This window comes from Chryseobacterium angstadtii (genome assembly GCF_001045465.1).
In the GTDB taxonomy this organism is placed as follows: domain Bacteria; phylum Bacteroidota; class Bacteroidia; order Flavobacteriales; family Weeksellaceae; genus Chryseobacterium; species Chryseobacterium angstadtii.
This window is the reverse complement of the sequence record NZ_LFND01000003.1, coordinates 594,893-619,822: the sequence shown is the minus strand read 5'-3', so window position 1 is coordinate 619,822 and position 24,930 is coordinate 594,893. Positions and strand designations below refer to the sequence as shown.

The 24,930-nt window shown below is 37.2% G+C and carries 21 protein-coding genes; 3 read left to right on the top strand and 18 right to left on the bottom strand.

Going from position 1 to position 24,930, the window contains the following annotated elements:
- Positions 1–170 precede the first annotated feature (170 nt).
- The 4 genes from pheT to dnaN all read right to left on the bottom strand — a co-directional run bounded on the left by pheT (position 171) and on the right by dnaN (position 4,927).
- On the bottom strand, positions 171–2,573 hold the full coding sequence (gene pheT, locus ACM46_RS10685; RefSeq protein WP_048506636.1) for a phenylalanine--tRNA ligase subunit beta: 2,403 nt from the start codon (positions 2,571–2,573) through the stop codon (positions 171–173).
- 312 nt (positions 2,574–2,885) lie between these two features.
- The gene (locus ACM46_RS23795) at positions 2,886–3,155 is read right to left on the bottom strand and encodes a M23 family metallopeptidase (RefSeq protein ID WP_277619852.1); all 270 of its coding nucleotides are present in this window, start codon (positions 3,153–3,155) and stop codon (positions 2,886–2,888) included.
- Positions 3,116–3,658: a hypothetical protein gene (locus tag ACM46_RS23640; protein ID WP_241485991.1), complete on the bottom strand. Its 543-nt coding sequence runs from the start codon at positions 3,656–3,658 to the stop codon at positions 3,116–3,118. Before ACM46_RS23640 ends, ACM46_RS23795 begins: the two co-directional genes overlap by 40 nt.
- A 138-nt stretch (positions 3,659–3,796) precedes the next feature.
- The gene (dnaN, locus tag ACM46_RS10675; RefSeq protein ID WP_048506635.1) at positions 3,797–4,927 is read right to left on the bottom strand and encodes a DNA polymerase III subunit beta; all 1,131 of its coding nucleotides are present in this window, start codon (positions 4,925–4,927) and stop codon (positions 3,797–3,799) included.
- Between the two features lie 203 nt (positions 4,928–5,130).
- Between dnaN and ACM46_RS10670 the strand changes: the two genes are divergently transcribed.
- The gene (locus ACM46_RS10670; RefSeq protein ID WP_048506634.1) at positions 5,131–5,484 is read left to right on the top strand and encodes a diacylglycerol kinase family protein; all 354 of its coding nucleotides are present in this window, start codon (positions 5,131–5,133) and stop codon (positions 5,482–5,484) included.
- Between the two features lie 34 nt (positions 5,485–5,518).
- Here ACM46_RS10670 and ACM46_RS10665 read toward each other — a convergent pair whose 3' ends face one another.
- From ACM46_RS10665 to purB, 6 genes are all read right to left on the bottom strand, one after another.
- Positions 5,519–5,701 (bottom strand): bacteriocin-like protein, encoded by a 183-nt coding sequence (locus ACM46_RS10665; RefSeq protein ID WP_048506633.1) that lies wholly within the window; start codon positions 5,699–5,701, stop codon positions 5,519–5,521.
- A 77-nt stretch (positions 5,702–5,778) separates the two neighbouring features.
- Positions 5,779–6,111 (bottom strand): gamma-glutamylcyclotransferase family protein, encoded by a 333-nt coding sequence (locus ACM46_RS10660; protein ID WP_048506632.1) that lies wholly within the window; start codon positions 6,109–6,111, stop codon positions 5,779–5,781.
- Positions 6,111–6,740, bottom strand: a complete 630-nt coding sequence (locus tag ACM46_RS10655; protein WP_083997381.1) for an SGNH/GDSL hydrolase family protein — start codon at positions 6,738–6,740, stop codon at positions 6,111–6,113. The genes ACM46_RS10660 and ACM46_RS10655 overlap by 1 nt, the downstream gene beginning before the upstream one ends.
- A gap of 191 nt (positions 6,741–6,931) precedes the next feature.
- A complete protein-coding gene (locus tag ACM46_RS10650) occupies positions 6,932–7,348 on the bottom strand; it encodes a barstar family protein (protein WP_048506631.1) in 417 nt (138 codons plus the stop codon).
- Positions 7,326–11,021, bottom strand: coding sequence for a phosphoribosylformylglycinamidine synthase (locus tag ACM46_RS10645; protein WP_048506630.1), 3,696 nt, complete (start codon positions 11,019–11,021; stop codon positions 7,326–7,328). The genes ACM46_RS10650 and ACM46_RS10645 overlap by 23 nt, the downstream gene beginning before the upstream one ends.
- Positions 11,022–11,180: 159 nt before the next feature.
- Positions 11,181–12,608, bottom strand: a complete 1,428-nt coding sequence (gene purB, locus ACM46_RS10640) for an adenylosuccinate lyase (RefSeq protein ID WP_048507134.1) — start codon at positions 12,606–12,608, stop codon at positions 11,181–11,183.
- Positions 12,609–12,899: 291 nt separating this feature from the next.
- On the opposite strand from purB, the gene ACM46_RS10635 reads away from it, so the two are divergent.
- Both ACM46_RS10635 and ACM46_RS23365 read left to right on the top strand, forming a co-directional pair.
- Positions 12,900–13,454 (top strand): OmpH/Skp family outer membrane protein, encoded by a 555-nt coding sequence (locus ACM46_RS10635; RefSeq protein WP_048506629.1) that lies wholly within the window; start codon positions 12,900–12,902, stop codon positions 13,452–13,454.
- A 202-nt stretch (positions 13,455–13,656) separates the two neighbouring features.
- Positions 13,657–13,806, top strand: a complete 150-nt coding sequence (locus tag ACM46_RS23365) for a bacteriocin-like protein (RefSeq protein WP_157859446.1) — start codon at positions 13,657–13,659, stop codon at positions 13,804–13,806.
- 134 nt (positions 13,807–13,940) lie between these two features.
- On the opposite strand, the gene ACM46_RS23105 is transcribed toward ACM46_RS23365, so the two are convergent.
- From ACM46_RS23105 to ACM46_RS10600, 8 genes are all read right to left on the bottom strand, one after another.
- Positions 13,941–14,078, bottom strand: coding sequence for a bacteriocin-like protein (locus ACM46_RS23105; RefSeq protein WP_117614429.1), 138 nt, complete (start codon positions 14,076–14,078; stop codon positions 13,941–13,943).
- A 480-nt stretch (positions 14,079–14,558) separates the two neighbouring features.
- A complete protein-coding gene (locus tag ACM46_RS10630; protein ID WP_048506628.1) occupies positions 14,559–14,972 on the bottom strand; it encodes a hypothetical protein in 414 nt (137 codons plus the stop codon).
- Positions 14,973–15,190: 218 nt separating this feature from the next.
- A complete protein-coding gene (locus ACM46_RS10625; RefSeq protein WP_048506627.1) occupies positions 15,191–15,577 on the bottom strand; it encodes a hypothetical protein in 387 nt (128 codons plus the stop codon).
- An 80-nt stretch (positions 15,578–15,657) separates the two neighbouring features.
- A complete protein-coding gene (bglX, locus tag ACM46_RS10620; protein WP_048506626.1) occupies positions 15,658–17,988 on the bottom strand; it encodes a beta-glucosidase BglX in 2,331 nt (776 codons plus the stop codon).
- 264 nt (positions 17,989–18,252) lie between these two features.
- Entirely contained in the window at positions 18,253–18,960 is a 708-nt protein-coding gene (locus tag ACM46_RS10615; RefSeq protein ID WP_048506625.1) for a carboxylesterase family protein, read from the bottom strand.
- A 111-nt stretch (positions 18,961–19,071) separates the two neighbouring features.
- Positions 19,072–20,463, bottom strand: a complete 1,392-nt coding sequence (locus ACM46_RS10610; protein WP_048506624.1) for a glucoamylase family protein — start codon at positions 20,461–20,463, stop codon at positions 19,072–19,074.
- A gap of 73 nt (positions 20,464–20,536) precedes the next feature.
- Complete coding sequence (locus ACM46_RS10605; protein WP_048506623.1) at positions 20,537–21,964, bottom strand: RagB/SusD family nutrient uptake outer membrane protein; 1,428 nt, start codon at positions 21,962–21,964, stop codon at positions 20,537–20,539.
- Between the two features lie 11 nt (positions 21,965–21,975).
- The gene (locus ACM46_RS10600; protein ID WP_083997380.1) at positions 21,976–24,801 is read right to left on the bottom strand and encodes a SusC/RagA family TonB-linked outer membrane protein; all 2,826 of its coding nucleotides are present in this window, start codon (positions 24,799–24,801) and stop codon (positions 21,976–21,978) included.
- Positions 24,802–24,930: the final 129 nt, after the last annotated feature.

Genomic DNA, 24,930 nt, shown 5'->3' with positions numbered 1-24,930 from the left:
AGGATTCTTTTATTCTCTCGCTGATTATGCAGATTGAACTGATCTTTATTTTGCTGAAAATTACAGATAAAATTTTTGTTCCGAATCTACGGGATCTTTGGGTGATCTGCACAGAATAGGAAACAAAAAAACGGGCTAAAGCCCGTTTCAATACTATATTTTCTTAAGATTTATGATCTTAATTCTGCGTTATATTCCTTTTGGAATGCTTTGATCAGAGAATCCATTACTTCAGAAATTTCCTTTTCTTCCAGTGTTTTCTCTTCGTTTAAAAGTTCAAAACTCATGGCATAAGATTTCTTTCCTTCCGGAAGGTTTTTACCTTCGTATACATCAAACAGGTTAATGGCTTTGATGAAAGGAGATTTGTTCTTTTTCGCAGTCTGATACAGATCCTGATAGTTTACATTCTTATCTATCAATAAGGCAAGGTCTCTTCTGATCTTATTGAATTTAGGAATATCTTTAAACTTAAGAACGTTTTTGGAACGTAATTCCTGTGCCCATTCAAGTTCTATTTCTGCATAGAAACATTCCTGCTCAATATCAAACTCTTTCGTCAGTGCAGGAGAAACTTTCCCGATTCTTACTAAAGTTTTTCCACCGGCTTCATAAGACAATGAATCAGAGAATCTGTCATCGGCTAAAGCAACTTCTTTATAATCAACAGCCAGTCTTTCCAATAAGACTTTTACATAGGCTTTAAGATTGTAGAAGCTTACGGCAGATTTAGGCTGCAACCAGTTTTCTGCAACTTCTCTTCCTGTTACCAGCAAAGCAAGCTGTTTTCTTTCCTCGTATTTATCTTTTTTGTGGTAGATCTTTCCAAACTCGAAGAACTTGATATCCTGGTTCTTTCTGTTGATATTGTACACCGCATTCTGTAAAAGACCTTCCAATAAAGATTTTCTCATGAAGGCAAGATCTCCGCTTAACGGGTTCAATAATTTTACAGCATCGGTTTCGTCTTTTACGGAAGTCAGTGAGTTGTTCATTGCTTCGTTGAATCCAAGACCTTGTAATGTTCTTGCCCAGTTGTTTTCCAATTCATCCTGATCGTTTGCACTTAGCTTAACCGGAGTGAAGGAAATTTTCTGAGGAGCATCAATTTTATTATATCCGTAGATTCTTAAAATCTCTTCAATTACATCAATTTCTCTCGTAACATCAGCTCTGTAGGCAGGTACGGAAATTTCAAGTCCGTTCTGAATTTCATTTAAAACCTGGATTTCCAAAGATTTTAAAATCTCTTTCACCTTTTCTCTGTGAATCTTTGTTCCCAGGATCTGTTCAATCTTTGAGAATCTGATGATCACATAATTGTCTTCGATTTTCTTTGGATATTCTTCCAGCAGATCTCCTGTCAGTTTTCCACCTGCAATTTCCTGAATCATTTTAATCGCATGAGTGATTGCCGTTCTGGTAATATTCGGGTCTACTCCTCTTTCGAATCTGAAAGAAGCATCCGTATTCAATCCATGAAACTTAGCTCCTTTTCTTACGGCAACCGGATTGAAATAAGCGCTTTCCAGGAATATGGTTTCAGTTGTATCGGAAACACCGGAATTGGCACCCCCAAAAACACCTGCAATACACATAGGATTGTCTTTTCCGTCTTTAATCATGACTTCAGAACCGTTCAAAGTTCTTTCCACACCATCCAGAGTGGTGAACTTCGTTCCCGGTTTTACCGTTCCTACTTTTACTTTATTTCCGGCAATTTTATCTGCATCAAATGCATGAAGAGGCTGCCCATATCCGTGAAGAATATAGTTGGTAATATCTACAATATTGTTAATTGGGCTTAAACCGATTGCTTTTAATCTGTCTTTTAACCAAGCCGGAGATTCTGCTACTTTCACATTTTCAATGACAGCTCCAATATATCTTGGGCACAGTTCCGCATTTTCAACTTCCAGAGTAAACTGGTGCGAACCTTCATTATTCAATACTACAGAAGATACTTTTTCAAATGTAGATTTCTGCTGGTTGGTTGAAAGGAATGCATGAAGATCTCTTGCAACACCATAATGCGACATAGCATCTGTTCTGTTTGGCGTTAAACCAATCTCGATCACTTCATCATTGGTTAATTCAAAGTAATCTGCAAAATTCTTTCCTACTTCATATTTGGTTTCGTCTAAAACCATAATTCCGCCATGATCGTCACTAAGTCCGAGCTCGTCTTCCGCGCAGATCATTCCCTGAGAAACCTCGCTTCTGATCTTGGCTTCTTTAATTTCGAAAAAGTTTCCGGTTTTATCATAGATCTTAGTTCCCACTACTGCTACAGGTACGGTTTGTCCTGCTTCTACGTTGGGAGCACCACAAACGATATTTAATATTTTCCCGTTTCCTACGTCAACTGTCGTTTTCTTTAATTTGTCTGCATTCGGGTGTTTTTCGCAGGTTAATACTTTTCCTACTACAATACCTTCCAGGCTTCCTTTTACACTTTCAAATTTTTCTATCCCCTCTACTTCAAGGCCTATATCAGTAAGGAATTCTCCGATTCTTTCCGTTTTCAGTTCCGTTTTGATAAAGTCTTTCAGCCAGTTGTTTGATATTTTCATTTGCTCAATCTATTTTTATTGGTCAGATATCCGTTTTTCTTCTTTTACCTGATCATTTTTGTTGTTTCAAAGGTCAGAAACCTTTTTTTATTTTGAAAATTTACTTGAATTTTTCGCGATACAAATGTCGTGTTTTTTTAAGAAACAGCGAAATTTAGAGATGACTTTAAGAGAATAACTTTTAATTTTTCTCGGTCATGATTTAGTAAATTCAGTTTATTTTTCCAGTGAAAATTTAAAATTATTTATAACCGTCATACCATGATTAATATTCAAAATTATGAACAAACCCACCAAGTATTCTATTCAATATTAGTATTCTTTTGAATAGGTCTTTTTTTCCACGAGATATTCTGCTTTGTTCCCGTTCCCTGTTTTAAAAAGAGTTTTGATCGTTTCTCTGGATTTATTCTCACTCACCCTTGGAATATAGCAAACAAAATGCAGATGCGGTCCTTTGCTCCAACCTGTATTTCCACTTAATCCAATGACATCGCCTTTCTTCACCTGATCTCCGATATTAACTTTAACACCGTTTTGTTTTAAGTGATAATATTGTGCAAAAGTTCCGTCCGGATGCATAATAGTAATATAGTAATATAATTAGCCTGATCTATACAAGCTCTTGTAGGACAGCCAGTATTATTATGCTTAACAAAATCTGTCACCACTCCCTCTCGGGAAGCCACAATCTCTGTACCTTCCGGCATATTAAAATCTAAAGAATTTTCATTTTGATGGGAAAAAGCACCATTATATCCTTGATAAATACCAATTGATTTCCCTTTTTTAAATGGTAAATCATATTGATAATCTTTGTCATAATTCTTCAAAGTTACGTCACCAACGTACATCATGTAACCCGGGATTTTTTTCACAGCCCATTTCTTTGTTTTATCCGCAACAACAAAATACGCTATTTTATTCCTTACTGATTGGGCAGGTATCACCTGAGTCATTTTAAACGCTTCAGGAGTTTTCATATTATCTAATTCCGGCATCCCTGAAAAAATAAAAGACATGGGATATATTTCCTGATTATCAGCATACAAAACCAAAGTATCCCCTTTTTTTTCATGGTACACTTTGATGTTTTTTTGAGAGAATAGATTGATAGACTGTATGATTAGGATGAATATAAATGTTCTTGTCATCACGCATTAGCTCATTAAAAAAGAGACTGAAAAAATCAATCTCTTATATGTTATTATAAATTTGAAATATTACAATCCGATTACCGGCATTGATAACATCAGAATATTTTCACTGTCTTCAAGACCATCCAAAGGTTCAATAATCCCTGGTCTGTTAGGCTGAGACATTTTCATTGTGATATCGTCAGAGCCTAAAATAGTAAGCATTTCCGTTAAAAACTTGGAGCTGAAACCAATATTGATATCTTCTCCGTTATAGTCGCAAGGAATCTGCATATCTGCCTTGTTTGCGTATTCTGTATCTTCAGCGTGAAGGTGAAGAATATTGGCAGACAATTTAAATCTTACCTGGTTGGTTGATTTATTAGACATGATAGACGCTCTTTTGATTGCTCCTAGTAGAAGGTTTCTGTTGATCGTCAGTACATTTGGATTTTCTTTCGGAATTACCGCTGTATAGTTAGGATATTTCCCATCTATCAGTCTGCAGATCCAGATATGTTTTCCAAAAGTAAATTTAGCCATATTCTCGTTGAAGTCGATGGTAACGTCTTCATTGGAGCTGGCAAGGATATTTTTGAAAATGTTCAAAGGTTTCTTAGGCATGATGAATTCCATAGGCTCGGCATTCATCAGATCTGTTCTTTTATACACCACCAGTCTGTGGGAATCTGTAGAAACAAAGTTAGTTTCATTTTCTCCAAACTGGAAAAGTACTCCTGTCATTACCGGACGAAGAGAATCATTACTTGTTGCAAAAAGAGTGTTGGTTAATGCTTCGGACAAAACTCCTGCAGGCATGGCTACACTTTGAGAAGCATCAAATTCGGGAAGTTCCGGGTAATCATCTGCATTATCCAGTGCTACCGCAAAATTGTCTTTTTCATCTAAAATCTCAAGCTGGCTTCCGGTTCCTTCTGCATTATCTTTTACAGCGAAGGTAAGAGGCTGTTCTCCGTAAGTCTTGATAAAATCCTGAAAAATTTTAGCAGGAACGGCAAATTTACCCGTATCGTCAGACTTTACCTCCAAAGAAGTAACGAGAGTAGTCTCGCCATCAGATGCTGTAATGGTAACGTTATTCCCGTCTAATTCAAAAAGATAGTTTTCTAAAATCGGTCTCGACTGAGAGCTTGATATTACGCCACTTACAGTTTGCAATGCTTTCTGCAGTTCACCACTTGAAATAATAAATTTCATAGATTTAAAAATAAGTTTCTACAAATATAATAAATAGAAACTATAATGAAAAAAATAATCTCAAGGAGTTTTTCACAAATATCACTAATTTGTTTTGAGACTTGATATTAGGTTCCGATTTCTTTTGTCATTAATTTTTGAACAGAAGATTTTATCTCCTGCCGCCATCAAAATACAAGTACTATATTTGTGAAAAAGAATCTATGAAAAAACCGCCTGTTCATAAAAGTTTTATCAACGCTTTCCGCGGTATTTTCCTGATGATAAAAACAGAAAGAAATTTTCAGATCGAACTTGCTGCTTTTTTCATCAATCTTTTTTTAATTTTCTATTGTAAGCTTTCGGCTACAGACACCATCCTTATTATTCTGGCTTGTATTGCTGTTTTAAGTGCCGAAATTTTCAATACTGCCCTGGAAAAGATATGTGACATCATCCAGCCGGATTTTGATGAAAGAATCGGCTTCATTAAAGATATTGCGGCGGGAGCGGTGTTGCTGCTGACGGCGGGAGCGGTTGTTGTAGGAATTGTTGTTTACGGAAAATATGTGTTTTAACAGAAAAGCATCCCTTACGGAATGCTTCATTTTTTTAAGAACAGTATTTATCCCATGATTCTGGGGTCATGCAGCCATCAAATCTTGCACAGTAGGAAATATACGGAGGCGTACTACAGTATCCGTTTTCATCTGTTGGATAAATGATTAATGACGGACCTAAACCTCCTTTTACATTTTTCAGCTCATCTCTTTTAAGCTTTTTCAGATTTTTCATAGTATATTTTATTTACAAGCATAAAACTAATTAAATAAAATTAATATTTCACCACTTAAAGAGTAAATTAATTCATTTTACTTCCCTACATAAATAAACCCTTTTCTTCCGGATTTGAAAACGGTTTCAATTCTTTTGTAGTCATCCACCTCATATTCATCAGCCTGAAGAATCTCTTCTTCCGTAACTTCAAAAAGCATACCTTCCACCTCATCGCTGCTGTTTCCGGAAAATTCTAAGATGGGATGAAATTTCTGATTGCTTTTACGCAAAACTTCGGGATCTGTAATTTCAACCATTCCCAGTTTATATCCTGTAAGAATATCTTTATCTCCTGATAAAAGTCTTTTGAATGTTTCAAGTTGTACCTGCTCTTTTTGCAGGGTTCCGTAAGAAAACAAATGTGCCATTATAAATATTTTTCTATGATTGATATTGCGGTTTCAGCCATTACTCCATATCCTTTTTCATTGGGATGAACCCCATCTGCGGAAAGCAGGATTTCTTTGTCCTGCACGAATGCAGCATACAAATCAACGTAATGTACATTATTTTGAGCAGCAATATCCTTCAACCTCTGATTGTATTGCAGAACGTCTGCATTGGTTCTTAATTTTCCGCTTGCCGCTTCTACTCCATCTATTTTTTCAGAAAACGGAAGAATACTTACCAGATAAATATCCCCGGAATATTCTTTTGCATGCAGAACTGCCTTCTGAATATTATCTTTAAACTGTTCAGGAGACACAATCCGGTTTCCGTTTTTTACAGCAAGATCGTTGGCTCCATAACCGATGAAAATTATATTTCCCTCCGCAGAATTCCGGGCAGCCAGTTCATGGGGCATTCTCTTTAACAGTCCTTCTGTGGTTTCTCCTCCTATTCCGAGATTAAAAAGGATCAATTCATTATTGCTTCCTTCATGAAACTGCTGCAGGGCATATCTTTTCAGGATATCTACCCATCCGCCAAAGACTCCGTCATATTCTCCGTAGGTAATGCTGTCCCCGAAAAACAATCCATAAATTATTTTCTTCATTTTTTTTAATTAGAAATTAGATGCTAGATGCTAGATGTTAGATGTTAGATGTTAGATGTTAGAAATTAGTAATTTTGAGGGTAAAAGCGATATTATTCATTATTCAAAATCCACAATTCACAACTCACAACTCACAACTCACAACTCACAATCAACGATTCATCATTCATCATTCATCATTCATCAAAATATCAATCCAAAATTAGTGTAATATTTCCGTGTGACTCTATGATTTCGATTAAAATTTCAAACAGTGTCTGTCCTTTTCCGGAAATGAGTTCATCCAGTTTTTGCTGAATTAGCTCGATATTAAATGGTTTTCCCTGATTTATTTTGTTTTGATAAAAGCTGCGGGTTGCGTCAAAACCCAGATCATTCCTGGATTTTTGAGATTCTTTCCAGATGAGTTCAATTTCCTCATTATTTTCAAACACTCCGAAACCACCATAGAGAATATCATCGAAGCCGTCCAGAGTTCCTACTTTCCAGTCTGTACCTTTCATGAGTACTGAAGAAACCTCTTCGTAGAATCCGGGCATATTTGAAAAATGACCGCCATAGATGACGATCATTTTTCTTTTATTGTTATTTGAAGTATTCCACTCCATTTTTGAATATATTATGGTAATTCGCGGTCGGTATATTTTTCATGAGACCTTCAGCAAAACGTTCTGGATGGCCCATTCTTCCGTAAATCTTTCCGCATGGGCTGGTAATTCCTTCAATTCCGAATAGTGAGTTGTTCGGGTTGAACGGCATTCCGTGCGCGATGTTTCCGTCAAGATCGATGTATTGGGTGGCAATCTGGCCATTTTCGTACAACTTCTTAATTTCTTCTTCCGAAGCCATAAAACGTCCTTCACCGTGAGAGATCGGAATAGTGAATACCTGATCTTTCATTCCTTTTAACCAAGGGCTTTCATCGTTGATTACTTTTACATTAACCATCTGTGAAATGTGTCTTCTGATGGCATTATGAGCCAATGTAGGAGAATTTTCATCCAGATCTTTAATTCTTCCGTAAGGCAGCAGACCGGATTTTACCAAAGCCTGGAAACCATTACAGATTCCAATGATCATACCGTCTCTGTCCAATAGCTCGTGAACGGCATTTTTCATTTTCTCGTTTTTCAGAACATTGACGATGAATTTTGCAGAACCGTCCGGTTCGTCACCTGCAGAGAAACCTCCAGAGAAAGCAAGGATCTGAGACGTTCTGATCTCTTCTACCCATGCATCAATGCTCTCGTCAAGCAACTGATGGCTGATATTTTTCAAAGGAAGACTGCTGATCACTGCTCCTTCTTTCTGGAATGCATTCAACGTTTCGTACTCGCAGTTGGTTCCCGGGAACACCGGAGCAAATACTTTCGGCTGGGCAATTCCGTGTTTCTTAATGATGATATTTCTTGGGTTGATTGAGTTGGATTTCTCATCTATTTCAACCGTTAACTTTTCTTTTTCTTTCGTTGGGAAAAGGTTTTCAAACGTTCCTGTATACGCAGATTCAAGAGTTGAGATCTGAGATTCAAGACTGTTTATTTTTAAGATCCCTGAATCTTTTACTTCACCGATCTGCTGAAGAGAGGCATTGCTCAGTTCTTCTTTTGCTTCGATGATTAAGCTTCCGATATTTTTAGCCAATAAAGCTTTTTCGTCAATGGTAACGTCTGCTCCCAATCTGTTTCCGAAGCTCATTTTTGCAAGAGCTACTGCTGCTCCGCCTTCTTTAACCGTCTTCACGGAAACAATTTTTCCTGCCTTGATATTTTCAAAGATCAATTCGAAAATTCCTTTTAAGCTTTCATAATTGGGAAGTCCGTTTTCCTGAGGGATATGGTTGAAGAAGTATAATTTATTTCCGGCATTTTTGAATTCAGGAGAAATAATGTTCTTCTTTTCTCCGTTGGCGCAAGCAAATGAAATCAATGTCGGTGGAACATTCAGATCCTGATAGGTACCGCTCATGGAATCTTTTCCTCCAATTGCAGCCAGACCAAGATGAATCTGTGCGTCATAAGCTCCTAAAAGAGAGGCTAAAGGCTTCCCCCATTTCTCAGGATTCTGACCCAGTTTTTCAAAATATTCCTGGAAACTTAATCTGATGTTTTTATAATCGCCACCCATAGCAGCAATCTTCGCAACACTTTCTACTACGGCATAGGAAGCTCCCAATAATGAATTCTGCTTGGAAATTCCGGCATCAAAGCCCCAGCTTGCCAAAGAAACGGTTTCAATGTCTTTAGCACCCAAAATCGGAAGAGTCTGAGCACTTCCCTCCATTAAAGTCTGTTGGTATTTTCCTCCAAGAGGCATAGCTACTGTAGTTCCGCCTACGGAAGAGTCGAACATTTCCAACAATCCTTTTTGGGACGCTACATTTTTATCGCTTAATATCTTAATGAAGTTCTCTTCCGTGAAAGATACTGTTTCTTCTTTTACCTCATCAAGGTGTGTAATTTTCACCTCCTGAGTTTTGGAACAACCATTGGTATCTAAGAATTCTCTTGAAAGGTCAACAATCTTGTCTCCTTTCCAGAACATCTGCATTCTGCCTGAATCGGTTACTTTTGCCACTTCAACAGCAACAATGTTTTCATCTTCACAGAATTTAATGAACTGTTCTTTATCTTTTGGATCCACTACTACTGCCATTCTTTCCTGAGATTCAGAAATAGCCAGTTCAGTACCATTTAATCCTTCATATTTTAATGGTAAAACATCAAGATTAACTTCTAAAGAGTCTGCAATTTCACCAATCGCTACAGAAACTCCTCCTGCACCGAAATCGTTTGATTTTTTAATCAGTTTTGTAACTTCAGGTTTTCTGAATAATCTCTGAATCTTACGTTCTTCCACTGCGTTTCCTTTCTGAACTTCGGAACTCATGGTATGAATAGAGGTTTCATCCTGTTCTTTTGAGCTTCCGCTTGCCCCGCCAACACCATCACGGCCTGTTGCTCCTCCTAAAATAATGATGGAGTCGCCATTTTCAGGTTTGTCGCGTCTTACCCAGTCTAAAGGAACGGCTCCGGTAACGAATCCTACTTCCATTCTTTTGGCTTTGTAACCTTCGTCATAGATTTCGGAAACCATAGTAGTAGCCAGTCCGATTTGGTTTCCGTAGGATGAATATCCGTTGGCAGCCTGCTTGGTAATGGTTTTCTGAGGAAGTTTTCCCGGTAAGGTTTTGTCAACTGATTCTAAAACATCAGCAGCTCCGGTAAGTCTCATGGCCTGGAATACGAATGATCTTCCGGACAAAGGGTCTCTGATGGCTCCTCCCAAACATGTTGAAGCACCACCGAAAGGCTCGATTTCCGTTGGGTGATTATGGGTTTCATTTTTGAATAATAAATACCATGGCTCTTTTTTACCGTCGTATTCAGCTTCGATCTGGATGGTGCATGCATTGATCTCATCTGAGATAACAAGATTCTCCAGATTCCCTGTTTTATGGAAATATTTACCACAAACTGTCGCAAGATCCATTAAAGAGATCGGCTTCAGCTCACGGCCTAAGAATTTTCTTTTTTCGATATAATCATTGAAAATAGTTTCCAATGTCTGTTTGAATGCTCCTTCAAACTGAATATCTGACAATTCTGTTTCAAAGGTAGTGTGACGACAGTGGTCGCTCCAATACGTGTCTAAAACTTTAAGTTCTGTTTCCGTAGGGTTTCTGTTTTCAGTTTTGAAATATTCCTGAATGAATCTCAGGTCATCCAATCCTAAAGCGAAACCATGATTATTGTAGAAATTTTCAAGTTCAGCTTCATTGAAATTGATGAAATTTTCGTGAATCAAAACTTTTGACGGCACTTCGTCTGCTGGAATATCCAGGATAGAAAGGTCTTTTTCCTGAGATTCCACTTTATTGATCAGAAGGTCTTTGATTTTTACAAGGTCTGCTTCAGAAACGCCTTCAAACTGGATCAGTTTTCCGCTTCTTACCTTTGATTTTTCATTCTCCGTCAATAAGGCGATACACTGCTGTGCAGAATCTGCGCGCTGATCGTACTGGCCTGGAAGAAACTCCATAGCAAAACAGATTCCTTGTGCAGGGTTTTCCGTGTGCAAAATATCAGTTACAGGATCTGCGAAAGTGCTGTTGACTACTTTCCCGAATTCTCCGTCATTCAGTCCGAAAATATCATATACATTATAGACTTTTACATTTTTGACTGCAGGAACAACTGCTTTTACTTCATCAAAAATTTTTGGACTTTCAACATCGAAAATTCCTCTTTTTTCTACGAAAATTCTTTTGTTATTAGACATATTAGATGTCAGATTTTAAATATTAGATTTATTACTTTCTTTTTTCTTTTTCAGAACCAATGGCTGGTTCACTTTTTATTTTACCAACTGAAGGATGATGAGACTATTCTGAAGAAAGTCTTTTAAAAAAAATATGCAGCCCAAAAGACTGCATATGTTTTATACTTTAAGATCAGCCTCCAATCCTATCAGGTCTTTATTCTGATCCAGAATCGGCTGAACTTCATTGCTGATAAATTCTTCCGTCTGAATAGGTGCAAAACCGATAAAGTTTTTAGGATCTAAAACTTCTTTTAATTTTGATTTGTCTAGTTTTAAAGAATCATCATTCAGGATTCTTTCAATCAGGTCGTTTTCTTTTCCTTCTTCTTTCACTTTCTTGGAAGCTTCCATAGAATGAACTCTGATTACTTCGTGAATTTCCTGGCGGTCTCCTCCTGCTTTTACTTCTTCCATGATGATGTATTCTGTAGCCATGAAAGGAAGCTCTTCTTCAATATGTTTGTTGATTCTGTTCGGATAAACCACGATTCCGTTCATAATGTTGTTCCAGATCAATAAGATGGCATCAACAGCCAGGAACGCCTGAGGAATCGTTAATCTCTTGTTCGCAGAATCATCCAGTGTTCTTTCAAACCATTGCGTAGAAGCTACCATCGCAGAACTTGTCGTAAGCGACATTACATATTTTGCCAATGCTCCGATTCTTTCACTTCTCATTGGATTACGCTTGTAAGCCATTGCCGATGAACCGATCTGGTTTTTCTCGAATGGTTCTTCAATTTCTTTAAGATTCTGAAGAAGACGTAAATCATTGGTGAATTTGTGAGCAGACTGAGCAATGTTTCCTAATAATGCTACCACTTTAGCATCAATTTTTCTGTCGTAAGTCTGTCCGGAAACTCCGAAAACTTTCTCAAAACCAAATCTTTTTGAAAGTTCTTTATCTAAGTGTTTTACTTTGGAATAATCACCGTTGAAAAGTTCCAAGAAGCTTGCTGCTGTTCCCGTAGTTCCTTTTACTCCTCTGAAACGTAGTGTTTCCAGGAAGAAATCCAGCTCTTCAATATCCAGAACCAAACTCTGTAACCAAAGTGTAGCTCTTTTACCAACGGTTGTCAGCTGTGCAGGCTGGAAGTGGGTGAATCCTAAAGTAGGAAGGTCTTTGTACTGAATAGAGAAATCGGCTAAGTTTTTCATGACGTTCACCAATTTTTTCTTCAGGATTAAAAGCCCGTCGCGAATTTGAATAAGGTCTGTATTGTCTCCTACAAAAGCCGAAGTAGCTCCCAAGTGGATAATTCCTTTTGCTGAAGGCGCCACATCACCATACGTGTGAACGTGAGCCATTACATCATGACGGAATTTTTTTTCGTACTCAGCTGCTTTATCGAAATCGATATTTTCTGCATTAGCTTTCAGCTCTGCAATCTGCTCATCTGTAATTTCAAGACCTAAGTCTTTTTCAATTTCAGCAAGGGCAATCCAAAGCTTTCTCCAGGTACGGAATTTATTGTTATGTGAGAAATTAAACAACATTTCTTCACTGGAATAACGCTCTTCCAATGGATTTTTGTAGGAATTCATTCTTTCTTTTACTTTTAGATGCACAAAAATACGGATTTTCATTGAGAGATAAAAATTGTGAATAGTGTTTTAAATTTTAACTAAAAAGATGGAATCATTCAATCATTTTCACATGGATTAAAAGCCCAGATTCCAGATATATTATTCTTATTACTCCACCATAAACTCACAAAAAAATTTTATGATTTAATCGTGTTAACCCTTTAATAATTAGCTTTTTTTAACACAAATGCAAAATCTAAATTGTGAATTATGCAATATATTTGTACCCAATTTCTAAAAAAAAATAAAATGAAAAAATTAATTATTGTGTTTTCAACAGCACTTTTATTCGCTACTAACTGGGCATATTCCCAACAAAAATTGGGACATGTGAACTCAGATGTTATTTTCGCTACTTTTCCTGAAGCAAAAACAGCATCCCTAACTTTTGAAAATTTTGCCAAGACAAAACAGACCGAGATTGATAAAATGGTGAACGATTTTCAGGCTAAGTTAAAAGTGGCCCAAGAAAAAGAAAAAACGCTTAGTGAAGCTAACAGAGAAAAAGTAACCAAAGAGCTGGTTCTTGCACAAACTGAGTTACAAAATCTGGGAAGCAGAATTGAGGAGTTTAGAGCAAAACTGACAAAAGATGTCGCTGATAAACAAAATGAATTATTCCAGCCGTTACAGAAGAAAGTCAATGATGCAATCAGTGCAGTTGCCAAAGAAAAAGGTCTTGCCTACGTTTTTGATACTTCAAAATCTCAAGGTTTTAATAATATCGCATATCTTGATGGCGGAGAAGACATCACGGCTTCCGTAAAAAGCAAATTGGGAATTCCTGTAACATCAAAGTTATAAACGGCATTCATTTTATCAGAATAGGTATATAACGGTATTCTTACGTTAAAGATTTAAGATATTTATTCAACAATTTGTATAAAATCATTTTATTTTTCAACGTTCAGTGATTTTATTTCAATTAATTTGTTTTAATTTAGTAAATATGGTAAAGCTCAAAACAGTGAAGAGCACCAATCAACTCAATTAAAACAAATTAATTATGAAAAATCTAAAGAAGCTATCAAAATCCGATTTAAAAATGATTTCAGGAGGATGGGTACCGCAACCGGGACAAAGCTGCCCGTCAGGAACATGTCAGTACACTGAGAATGGGCCATGCAGAAGGTATAATGAAGCATTGTGCATCTAAAAAGATAATGTCTGATCAAAAATCAGGTCTTTCTTTGTAATAGATATTCACTCTTTTAAAATAAGAATAGCCGTTCATCCGAACGGCTATTTGCTTTAATGAGAACAGCCCTGAGGCCGTAAGCGAATGTTCTGTTATGCAAGTCCGCACTCTACATTCACCGAAATACATTTTTTTACGAATGCACACCAGTAATACCCTGGCAAACACATAGGAATACCTCCCTGAACTGTTTTCAATTCTTTCTTGGTTAATTTTTTCAGATTTTTCATAATTAATTTGCTTTGTTGTTTTTCCTACTCTGTAAGCTTTTCGGATTCTGCTATGATTTAGTTATACGAATATACATTTTTTAACTAAAACAGAATTTATATATAATCAATTATAATTTTTAAGACTTTTCATTAAAAATCAGTTTAAACTTTTTTATTAAACCACAAAAATCACAAAAGTTTTATTTCAAACACTTTAGTGATTTTTAAGTTTAAATACTTTGCGCATAGAAGTTCATATAAGCCTTTAAAAATCTTTGATTTTTATTCTTTTGAGAACTTTTATCATATCTAACATCTGTGCAAATAGCTTTTGTCTCTTTTGTGGTTAAGCTTAAAATGTGTTTAACAGATTTATTTTATACTTTTAATGTCTTGTTAAAAAAGTTTAAACAAGTTTTAAATAAAAAACTATATTTTGCTTTGTTTAATTAAAAAAGCCACTCTTTCGAACGGCTTTATATTATCTAAAATTTAGATTTACTGATAAATCACGACATCATCTTTTTTAATCTGGTAACCTGTTTTTTTGTAAGGAATTAAAACGTAAGATTCTTTAATATGGCTTCCGCTTTTCCACATTTTGGTTTTTCCTTCTCTGTTAAGAATAATGCTTTTCGCACTTTGATCCGGGATGAAAACCTCAGCCCTCTTCATATCTTTACTAAAAATAACGGCAGTCATTGAAGTTGAGCTTTTATCAGAACTTACTTCCTTCAACTTAATTTTCTGTGCAAAAACCTTTACACAATCATTCTTGATTTGTGAATACGTATACCCTGCTGAAGCTCTACAGCCATGGACATCTTTATCGCCTCCTACAACCGGAGATTTTTGTTGGGCAAAAGCCAAAGAGCTGAGTAACACTGAACCCAGTAAAACAATTTTTCTCATATTAAAAATATTTATGGTTTAAGTTTTATAAAAAATAACAGAAACAAGGTATTAGTTGATCCAAGATACAAAAAACCACTCATTGTAAGAAACTTATACCTATATTTTGTTCTATTGATTTTCTGATTACCATGTCCTGTTAATTGATATATACATACGGTAAAAAACAAAGAGACCGCCTAAACAGACAGTCTCTATTGTATTTTATAAAATTTGATTTACTGGTAAATCACCACATTATCTTTTTTAAGCTGGAATCCGTTTTTCTGAAACGGAACCAAAACATACCCGTCTTTTTTCCAGGTTTTTCCTTTACCCAATCTGGTAAGAATAAGGCTTTCCCCGTCTGTATCCGGAATAAAAACCTCTGCTTTCTTCATATCTTTACTGAAAATCACGGCTGCCATTGAAGTAGAACTTCCTTTCGAAGCCACTTCCGTTAATTTAATTTTCTGTTCAAAAACCCTTACACAGTCTTTTCTGATCTGAGAATACGTATATCCTGCAGAACCGATACACCCATGGGCATCCTTATCTCCTCCTACGGTCTGAGCGAACATCAAAGAACCTACAAACATTGCACTAAGCATAATCGTTTTTTTCATAATTATTATTTTAATGTTACAAGTGTTTTAATAAAAATCATGCCAAAAGAATAAAAAAGCCACTCAAAAGAATGGCTTTTTTATTCTTTTGTCCAGTTGATTTTTGAATTTCTAACCTTATCAGAACTGGTTCCGATCATGATATCAAACTCTCCCGGTTCCCAATCAAGCTTCAGTTCTCCATTGTAAAATTTCAGGCTTTCAGGGGTAATATCAAAAACTACTTTCTTAGATTCACCTTTTTTCAGGAATATTTTCTGGAATCCTTTCAGTTCTTTTACGGGTCTTGTAATGCTTCCTACTATATCTCTGATATAAAGCTGTACCACTTCCGCTCCATCATAATTTCCGGAATTGGTCACCGTTACCACAGCCTGAATCGTTTGATTTCCTTTTGGATTCGGGTTCGAAACAGACATATCGGAATAGCTGAATTTAGTATAGCTCAGACCATATCCGAACGGATAAAGCGGCGTGTTGCACTCATCCATATAATTGGAACGGAATCTTTCGTATACACATTTATCCACTTTGTCCTGGCTCAGCGGGCGGCCTGTATTTTTTGCATTGTAATAAATAGGCACCTGCCCCAGACTTCTCGGGAAAGTCATCGGAAGTTTTCCTGAAGGGTTTACTTTTCCAAACAGAACATCAGAAATAGCGTTTCCTGCTTCTGAACCGGCAAACCAGGCATTAACAATAGCATCCGGTATATCTTTTACATTGGTTAAAGCCAGCGGACGACCAGTGTAAAGAACCATTGCAATTGGTTTTCCTGTCTTTTTCAATTCATTCAGCAAATCTACCTGAGACTGAGGAATTGTAATTTCAGTTCTTGAGGAAGATTCACCGCTCATTTCTGCAGATTCACCGATAGCAAGAACGATTACATCTGCTTTATTGGCCACATCAACGGCTTCTTTCAGTAATTCTTCTTTTGAACGGTTATCACGGTCTGTTTTTTTGCCGTGGGCTGCGTAAATATCTTCTAATTTAGCATCATAATCAATGTTGGCACCTTTTGCTGAAAGGAATTTCACTTCTTTTCCGTAATTGGCCTGAAGCCCCTGCATTAAAGAAACTGAAGCTGCATGCTTGGTAGCTACACTCCATGTTCCGGCCATATTCAGTGAATTATTAACCAATGGTCCGATTACGGCTACTGTCCCTGATTTCTTCAACGGAAGTACCTGGTTTTCGTTCTTCAGCAATACCATAGACTGTGCTGCCGCACTTCTGGCAATGTTTCTGTTTTCCATATTGTACACCTCTTTTGCGGCCAGTTTAGCATCACCATAACGGTAAGGATCATCAAATAATCCGAGGTCGTACTTGGCTTCCAGAATTCTTCTTGCTGCCATGTCTATTTCTGCCTGCGTTACTTTCCCTTCATCCAAAGATTTTTTAAGAGTTGTTAAAAATCCTTCGCCTACCATATCCATATCTATTCCGGCTTTCAGGGCTAATGCTGATACCTGCTGAAGGTCTCCCATTCCGTGCTCTATCATTTCGTTGATCCCTGTGTAATCGGTTACCACAAAGCCTTTGAAGTTCCACAATTTTCTAAGAACATCGGTTTGCAGCCATTTGTTTCCGGTTGCAGGAACTCCGTCCACTTCGTTGAAAGAAGCCATTACCGAAGCTACACCTGCATCTACAGCCGATTTGTAGGGTGGAAAATATTCGTTGAACATTCTCACGTGGCTCATATCTACCGTGTTGTAATCTCTTCCTGCTTCACCCGCACCGTACAATGCAAAGTGCTTTACGCATGCCAGAATGGTATTGCCCGCAGAAAGATCTTTCCCCTGATAACCGTACACCATATTTTTAGAAATTTCACTTCCTAAATACGGATCTTCTCCGGAGCCTTCAGAGACTCTTCCCCATCTTGGTTCTCTGGAAATATCCACCATTGGCGAAAACGTCCAGTTGATTCCATCGGAAGAAGCTTCTTTTGCTGCAACTCTTGCAGACTGCTGCACCAGGTTCATATCCCAGGAAGCGGCTAGTCCCAAAGGAATCGGGAAGGTGGTTTCGTAGCCATGAATCACATCCATTCCGAAGATCAAAGGAATTTTCAGACGGCTTTTTTCAATGGCCACTTTCTGAACTGCCTTGATTTTTTCAGCTCCTTTTATGTTGAATAATCCTCCTACTAATCCCTGCTCCACTTTTTTTCCGATATCTGAGCTTTGAGCCTGCCCTGTTGTAAAATCTCCTGAGGTAGGCAGGTTGAGCTGTCCAATCTTTTCATCTAAAGTCATTTTCGACAAAAGATTTTCTACAAAAGCTTTTCTTTTCGCTTGGTATTGGGCCGTCTGATAAGACTGCACCGGCTTGTTTACCATTTCCTGTGCGGAAAACACGGGTGAAAGTGCTAAAGCTGCAAGTACAATTAACTTTTTCATAAATCTATCTTCTTAAATTATAGTTCTAATTTTATTGTTTACTTTGGGTGTTTTGTTGGATAACGCAATGGCGCTATTTTTTTCAAGCTTTATGTTTTAAGGCGCAAAGATTTTATCAGAGATAAAATTGATTGTGTTATAACTCGCGTCTTTATTCTTTATTCTTTATTCTTTATTCTTTATTCTTTATTCTTTATTCTTTATTCTTTATTCTTTATTCTTTATTCTTTATTCTTTATTCTTTATTCTTTATTCTAATTAAACTTATTCTCCTTTTTTCTTCGAAAGCATCCATTCGTATAATTTAGGGTCAGAATAGGTAGAATCCCATGAATTATGGTTATCATTCGGAAAAATCACGAGTTCTGCCGACGGATTTACCGGATGCAGGCTCTGATAAAATCTAAGGGCGTTTTCCGGAAGGACAATATCATCCATTCCTCCATGAAAGATTTTCATATTCAACCCTTTATACTGATTAATATTGGCATACATTCCTATATCCGTAGGAGCGCATACTGAAGTTACGGATGCAAACATCTCTGGGTGCTCCATAGCCAGTTTTAAAGTTCCCCATCCTCCCATTGAAAGTCCTGTAAGGTGTATTCTTGAGGCATCAATTTTATATTTTTTCTGAATTTCTTTGATCAGATTATATACTGTAATCGTGTCCCACCAAGTATCTGCCGGGCATTGCGGTGCCAGAATCGCTACCGGTTCCTTAATCAGGTTTTTATATGTAAACGGACTGTGAGCCTTTACTAATTCCAGATTATTCCCTCTTTCTCCCGAGCCGTGGAGAAATACAATCAACGGAACATTTCCTTTTACCTTTTGAGGGTAATCCAGAATGTAGGACATTTTCTCCGTTCGCTTAATTTCTTTGTTTAATTCTCCTTTTATTTCCTGGGCATTCATCTGTAATGAAAATGGCAAGAGTAAAAGAGGCAGGTGTTTCAGTTTTAAATTCATATTATTATTTAGGTTTTGGCTAAAGCCGTTTGGTGTATTTGCTTTTTTATTTAAACGGGCTAAAGCCCGTTTCTATTGAATGAAAATCCTGTTGAAGATAATATTTCTCCACTATTTAATATTGTATTTTTCAGATTTGAAACTTAATTTCTTTAATCCCTGCTGAATTTCGGGAGCATTCATAAACAGTTTCCAAAGAAATCCGCTTCTGTAGTTTTCAATCATCGGAGCGATGGTTCCCTGATCTATTGCCAGATATCTCGGAGTGAACCAATTGTTATAATTCACTGAAGTGGCATCATAAGGTCCTGCTGACCCAATGAATTCAGGTTTTTGTATATAGAGGAATCTCAGGAAATCCATAGACTGTCTCGGGGTATATGGAAAGCTGCTTAATGCGGCGGTAGGTGTTATTACACCATTGTCATTGGTTGGCATATGAGCGGTGTACCCTGTGGTTCCGTCTTCATTTCTTGTATATCCGGCTGTCAGTCCCCAATAGTTCGGGCCGTAGCCTTTCCATTGTTTTGGATTTTCAACGCAGTATTTATAATCGATGAGAACTTGATTTTTATTTACATCAAAATAATTTTTCACCAGTTTATCGGAAAGTCCGGTGGGATCTAATCCGATATAGGAATATTGTGACCAGAAAAGCGGTCCGCCGTATTCTTCAGCGTAATTGTGTTTTACATACAGAGGAAGTCCGTATTTTGTTTTATCAGTAAGATAGGTCCCGTTTCTTGTCCAGCCTTTGTAGTATGTTTCCACATCTATGGGATGTGTAGGCGAAGAAGCGGCCAGAATGTAAGTGATGAGGCATTCGTTGTAGCCTTCCAGCGGGAAGTTCATTTCCCATTGATATTCCGGTGACCAATGCCAGTACAGCACTTTTTCACCTCCTTTTGTATACCAGTTCCATTGAATACCTTTCCAAAGTTCGTCGCATTTTGAGGCGAGTGCTTTTTCTTCGGCATTTCCATTTTTAAAATATTCACGAACCATCAGAATTCCTGAAGTTAGAAAGGCTGTTTCTACAAGATCTCCGCCATTATCTTTTTTCCCGAAAGGCACCGTTTTTCCTGTTTCCCCATTGATCCAGTGAGACCAGGCTCCTTTGTGACGGTCTGCTTTTGCAAGGAAATCCATCATATGGGTCAATCTTTTTACAGCCTCTTTTCTGGGAATAAATCCTCTTTCCACTCCTACCAGAAGTGTTGCCAGTCCAAATCCGGAACCGCCTGTTGTAATCACATGTTTATCGTTATCCGGATAAATATTGTCTTCGTGGTAACGCTCCCTTCCCAGCATAGACTTAGGTTCAGCATAGTCCCAGAAATACTTTAAGGCATCTTTCTGTACTCTGTCCATAAGCTGTTCGTCTGTAATATCACTTTTTACAGCTTCAACTTGAGTAGGATTTTGTTTTGGATTTTGAGAATTTTTGCAAGCGTATGCAAAGAATAAAGAGGTTACGGCAATTGATAGTAAAGTCCTTTTCATGAAATCTTTTTTTACCTGGTTCTACTAAAAGAAGAGGAGAACTTTCATTCTCCTCTAAAGTTTATATTCAAATTTAATATCCTGGGTTTTGAGTAAACAGCCCGTTACTTTCAAGCATAGCATCTAAAGGAATCGGGAACAGCTCATTCTTTCCGGCCTTAAATCCATATGGAGCCAGTACGGTAGCAGCCTGTCCTGTTCTTACAAGGTCTACGAAACGGTCACCTTCTAAAGCAAGCTCTACTCTACGCTCGTGCCATATTGCTGTTCTAAGAGCCGTTTGTGTTGTCGCTGTAGTTACTCCCAGCTGAGCTCTGTTTCTTACTTTGTTAAGATTGGTAACAGCTGCAGCTGTATTTCCCAGTTCGTTAGCAGCTTCAGCATTGATCAGCAATATTTCAGCAAATCTGAGAATTCTGATATTCTGGATTGATCCATAGCCGCATGAACTATTATTAAGAGCTTTTGGAACATACACTTTTTGATTATAGGTCGTTACAGACTGATCGTCCCCCATAGCAATAAGATCTCCTTCAGGTGTAATTTCACCATTTCTCAAAATAGTTAATTCTTTACGGATATCTCCAGGCTCAAATGCATTTTCCAATGCTTGAGAAGGAGTAAAGAATCCCCATCCGAACTGATTTCTTACTCCCTGAACCTCGGCATACTGACTTCCTGCAGACTGCCCAAGCTGAGGGTCGCAACCACAATTAACTTCGAAAACAGATTCTGATCCAAATTCTCCTGCAGGTCTGAATAAATGATTAAAATCCGGGTCTAAATTATATCCCATACCAATCACCTGATTAGAAACATCGTAGGCTCTCTGCCAGTCTTTCTTATAAAGGTAAACTTTTGCAAGCATCCCTAAAGCACCCCCTTTTGTCACTCTTCCAAGATCCGCTGCACCATATGACTGAGGAAGAACTGCCGCCGCTGCAGTAAGATCTGAAATAATGAAATTATAAACCTCATCTACAGAATTACGCGGAATATTATAATTTGACTGAAGGCCATCAAATATAGGAACACCTCCATAAATTCTTACCAAATTGAAATAGAAGTAAGCTCTTAACATTTTGGCCTCTGCAACCAATCTGTTTTTCAAATCATTATCCATGCTAATTCCCGGCACTTTTGTAATTACCTGGTTAGCTCTGTTTACCGCTTGCCACTGGCCAATCCAATATCCTCTAACCCCCTCGTTACTAACGGTGTAAGTAAAATTATCATATTCGTTAATAAATGATGCGTCTCCGGGGTTCGATCCTTTTATGACATCATCTGCAGGTACCCCAAAAACAAACTGATAAGGGAATGCTGAATTTTCCCAGCTTCTTAAAAAGCTGTAGATAGCATTTGTACCATTCATTGCATCCTGCTGTGTTGTGAAGAATGTAGATGCTTCAATCTCTCCCTCTTCTTTTATATCTAAAAAATCATCTTTGCAACTAGCCAAAAGAGAAACTAATGCGATTGATAAAAATATTTTTTTCATAACTCTTCTAATTAAAATGTTAAATTCATACCGAATGTATAGATTGCCGAGATAGGATAGATATTGTTATCAACCCCCATTTGCACTCTGTCCGTATTCATAATTTCAGGAGAGAAACCTTTATACTTAAAACTTGTCCAAGGGTTCTGTGCACTTATATACAATCTCAGTTTAGTTATAGACATAGCATTGGTGAATGCTTTTGGCAGGTTATATCCAACCTGAATATTTCTAATTCTGATATAGCTTCCATCTTCTACATAGAAACTGTTTGGTAAAATAATCGCCTGATCATTAGTAACCATTGAATAAGAGTTAGATGTACCTGCACCATTCCATCTGTTGTTATAGAAATCCAGATCCCAGTTTTCGTTTCCAAAACGCTGTTCACGGTTATAATTATAGATTTTGTTACCGAAAACTCCCTGGAAGTCAATGGCAAAATCAAAATCATAAATATTCATATTAACACCAAATCCATAAGTTCCTTTAGGTATAGGACTTCCTAAGAATGTTTTATCTCTTGTATCAATCACACCATTTCCGTCCAAATCTGCAAATTTAAAAGCCCCCGGTCTTGCCTGATTCTGGGTTGCCGAAGCATTTACATCTGCCTGATCCTGGAAGATCCCCGTAACCTGATATCCATAATAAGATCCAACTGCCTGTCCTTCCTGAAGTCTTACAATAGAATTACCAAATAAACTTGCTCCGGTTTCTAAATAAGAACCTCCATATACTGAAGTGATTCTGTTTTTCAACCCTGTGAAATTACCATAAGCTCCAATTCCTATATTCTCACTGATTTTTGTATTGTAGTTTACGGAAACTTCAAATCCTTTATTGTTAAAAGAATAGGCATTGGTTACAAAATTACGCCAGTTACTGGCTCCGGAAACTGTTCCCTGGAAAATTCCATAAACAACATCTTTGGAATCCTTGTTGAAATAGGTAGCGTCAATTTTCAGCTTGTTATTAAGTAAAGCCATTTCCAAACCTAAGTCTCCTCCGGATGTCGTTTCCCAGCCAATACTTGGATCTATTATTTGGTCAATCGTTTGTGCCGGATACCCTGTATTTCCATAATATGCACCTCCTGCAATGCTGGAAACGTTCAGAGTATATTTTCTTGTTACATTAGGATTTCCAAGTTTACCATAACTTGCTCTCAGTTTTAATAGATTGAACAGGTTCTGATTGCTCATGAAATCTTCCTTCGTTACAACCCAACCTACACTTACTGCAGGAAAGACTTTGTTTCTGTCATCAGCGGAAATCTGTGATGTACCATCTCTACGGATAGAAGCATTCAGGAGATATTTTCCTTTATAGTCGTAATTCAATCTTCCAAAGAATGATTCAATACGGTATTGATCCTGGTTCAGATTGAGCTCAGGTCTGTCGTTCGTATAAATAATAATATTGGTTCCGTTGCTTATAGCCAAAGACTCATTGCTTCCGTCATATCCCACATTGAGTGCTTCAGAATACACTTCAGAATAAGAGTTTCTTGTTCTGGAGAAACCGGCCAATACTTCAAAATTGTGGTTTCCAAAACTTTTTTTCCAGGTTAAGGTATTATCCCAAACATAGTTTCTGTCTTTGGAATCTCTTGTAATCAGCTTTGGTGGTTTCTGATCTGAAACAGGAGCGTAATTAAGCGTTGGAGAGTACTCGTACTTGCTCGTATTAATATTATCTGATGTGTAGCTAACTTTTAATGTAAAGTCTTTCAGGAATTTGTATTCTCCCCAAACATTATTAAGCAGCCTTTCCTGTCTGGTCTGCGAACGGAATAAATCCAGCTTTGCTCTTGGGTTGGGAATAGAGTAACCGTTGAAAAACTGATAATCTCCTGTTGCAGGATTTATCGTTGAAAATATCGGAGGGGCATTATAGGCATCCAGCAATGGATTCTGTGCCGCATCCGTACGCATTTTTGAAAATGAAAAATTATTTCCAATGGTAATATTGTCCGTTATTTTATACGTAAGGTTTAATTTTGTATTGAATCTGTTGAACCCGCTTCCTGAGTTGATTCCTCTTCCTGCAGCCAGGTTACCTTCATCCTGTAAATTTCCGATACTTCCATAATAATTAAGTTTCCCTAAATTACCGGAAGCTGAAAAATCATTGGAATTAATGATACTTGTTCTGAAAATTTCTTTAAACCAGTTGGTATCTGCCGGAAAATTAGATCTGCTTAAAAACTTTGTAGGGTCAGTAACATTTTCATTTCTTAATTTTTCATTATATAATTCAATATACTGATCCGAATTAGCCATTTCCGGAATATTGGTTACCTTCTTAATACCCAGATAAGAATTAAAATTAAAAACAGGTTTCTTTCCTCTACCTGTCTTGGTTTTAATAATCACAGCTCCGTTGGAAGCTCTGGCACCAAAAATTGCCAAACTGGAAGGGTCTTTCAATACACTCATGGATTCAATATCCTGAGGATTTAAAAAGGAAATATCATCGGTGATCATACCATCCACAATGAATACCGTTTTACCTGTAAGTGACCCTACTCCTCTGATATCTACTCTGGGAGAACCTCCGGGAGCTCCGGAATTTAAAATCTGTACCCCGGATAGCTTACCCTGAATTGAGCTTATCGGATTGGCATTCGGTTTATCAGCAAGATCTTTTGCTGTAACCAGCCCGATACTTCCGGTAATATTTTCTTTTTTCTGAGATCCATATCCAATAAGAACCACCTCCTCGATTTTTTGTTCTTTAGGAACAGTATCTTTTGGAGTAGTCTGTGCATTGACATTCATACCGAAGTATAAAACAGCAATGAGACATGAATACTTTAAATCACGTTGTTTCATATAGTTCAATTTTATTCGTACAATCTAAATTTAATTTAATGTCCTCAATGGTGGAGTTATTTAAATTCTCAAAAAAAGACATTAGTCAAAAATAGAAAAAAAAACGAACATTGTTAACATATCTTAAAA

Coding starts and splice junctions, on each gene's coding strand:
- pheT (WP_048506636.1), bottom strand. CDS start 2,573: ATGAAAATATCAAACAACTGGCTGAAAGACTTTATCAAAACGGAACTG.
- ACM46_RS23795 (WP_277619852.1), bottom strand. CDS start 3,155: ATGCATCCGGACGGAACTTTTGCACAATATTATCACTTAAAACAAAAC.
- dnaN (WP_048506635.1), bottom strand. CDS start 4,927: ATGAAATTTATTATTTCAAGTGGTGAACTGCAGAAAGCATTGCAAACT.
- ACM46_RS10670 (WP_048506634.1), top strand. CDS start 5,131: ATGAAAAAACCGCCTGTTCATAAAAGTTTTATCAACGCTTTCCGCGGT.
- ACM46_RS10665 (WP_048506633.1), bottom strand. CDS start 5,701: ATGAAAAATCTGAAAAAGCTTAAAAGAGATGAGCTGAAAAATGTAAAA.
- ACM46_RS10660 (WP_048506632.1), bottom strand. CDS start 6,111: ATGGCACATTTGTTTTCTTACGGAACCCTGCAAAAAGAGCAGGTACAA.
- ACM46_RS10655 (WP_083997381.1), bottom strand. CDS start 6,740: ATGAAGAAAATAATTTATGGATTGTTTTTCGGGGACAGCATTACCTAC.
- ACM46_RS10650 (WP_048506631.1), bottom strand. CDS start 7,348: ATGGAGTGGAATACTTCAAATAACAATAAAAGAAAAATGATCGTCATC.
- ACM46_RS10645 (WP_048506630.1), bottom strand. CDS start 11,021: ATGTCTAATAACAAAAGAATTTTCGTAGAAAAAAGAGGAATTTTCGAT.
- purB (WP_048507134.1), bottom strand. CDS start 12,608: ATGAATTCCTACAAAAATCCATTGGAAGAGCGTTATTCCAGTGAAGAA.
- ACM46_RS10635 (WP_048506629.1), top strand. CDS start 12,900: ATGAAAAAATTAATTATTGTGTTTTCAACAGCACTTTTATTCGCTACT.
- ACM46_RS23365 (WP_157859446.1), top strand. CDS start 13,657: ATGAAAAATCTAAAGAAGCTATCAAAATCCGATTTAAAAATGATTTCA.
- ACM46_RS23105 (WP_117614429.1), bottom strand. CDS start 14,078: ATGAAAAATCTGAAAAAATTAACCAAGAAAGAATTGAAAACAGTTCAG.
- ACM46_RS10630 (WP_048506628.1), bottom strand. CDS start 14,972: ATGAGAAAAATTGTTTTACTGGGTTCAGTGTTACTCAGCTCTTTGGCT.
- ACM46_RS10625 (WP_048506627.1), bottom strand. CDS start 15,577: ATGAAAAAAACGATTATGCTTAGTGCAATGTTTGTAGGTTCTTTGATG.
- bglX (WP_048506626.1), bottom strand. CDS start 17,988: ATGAAAAAGTTAATTGTACTTGCAGCTTTAGCACTTTCACCCGTGTTT.
- ACM46_RS10615 (WP_048506625.1), bottom strand. CDS start 18,960: ATGAATTTAAAACTGAAACACCTGCCTCTTTTACTCTTGCCATTTTCA.
- ACM46_RS10610 (WP_048506624.1), bottom strand. CDS start 20,463: ATGAAAAGGACTTTACTATCAATTGCCGTAACCTCTTTATTCTTTGCA.
- ACM46_RS10605 (WP_048506623.1), bottom strand. CDS start 21,964: ATGAAAAAAATATTTTTATCAATCGCATTAGTTTCTCTTTTGGCTAGT.
- ACM46_RS10600 (WP_083997380.1), bottom strand. CDS start 24,801: ATGAAACAACGTGATTTAAAGTATTCATGTCTCATTGCTGTTTTATAC.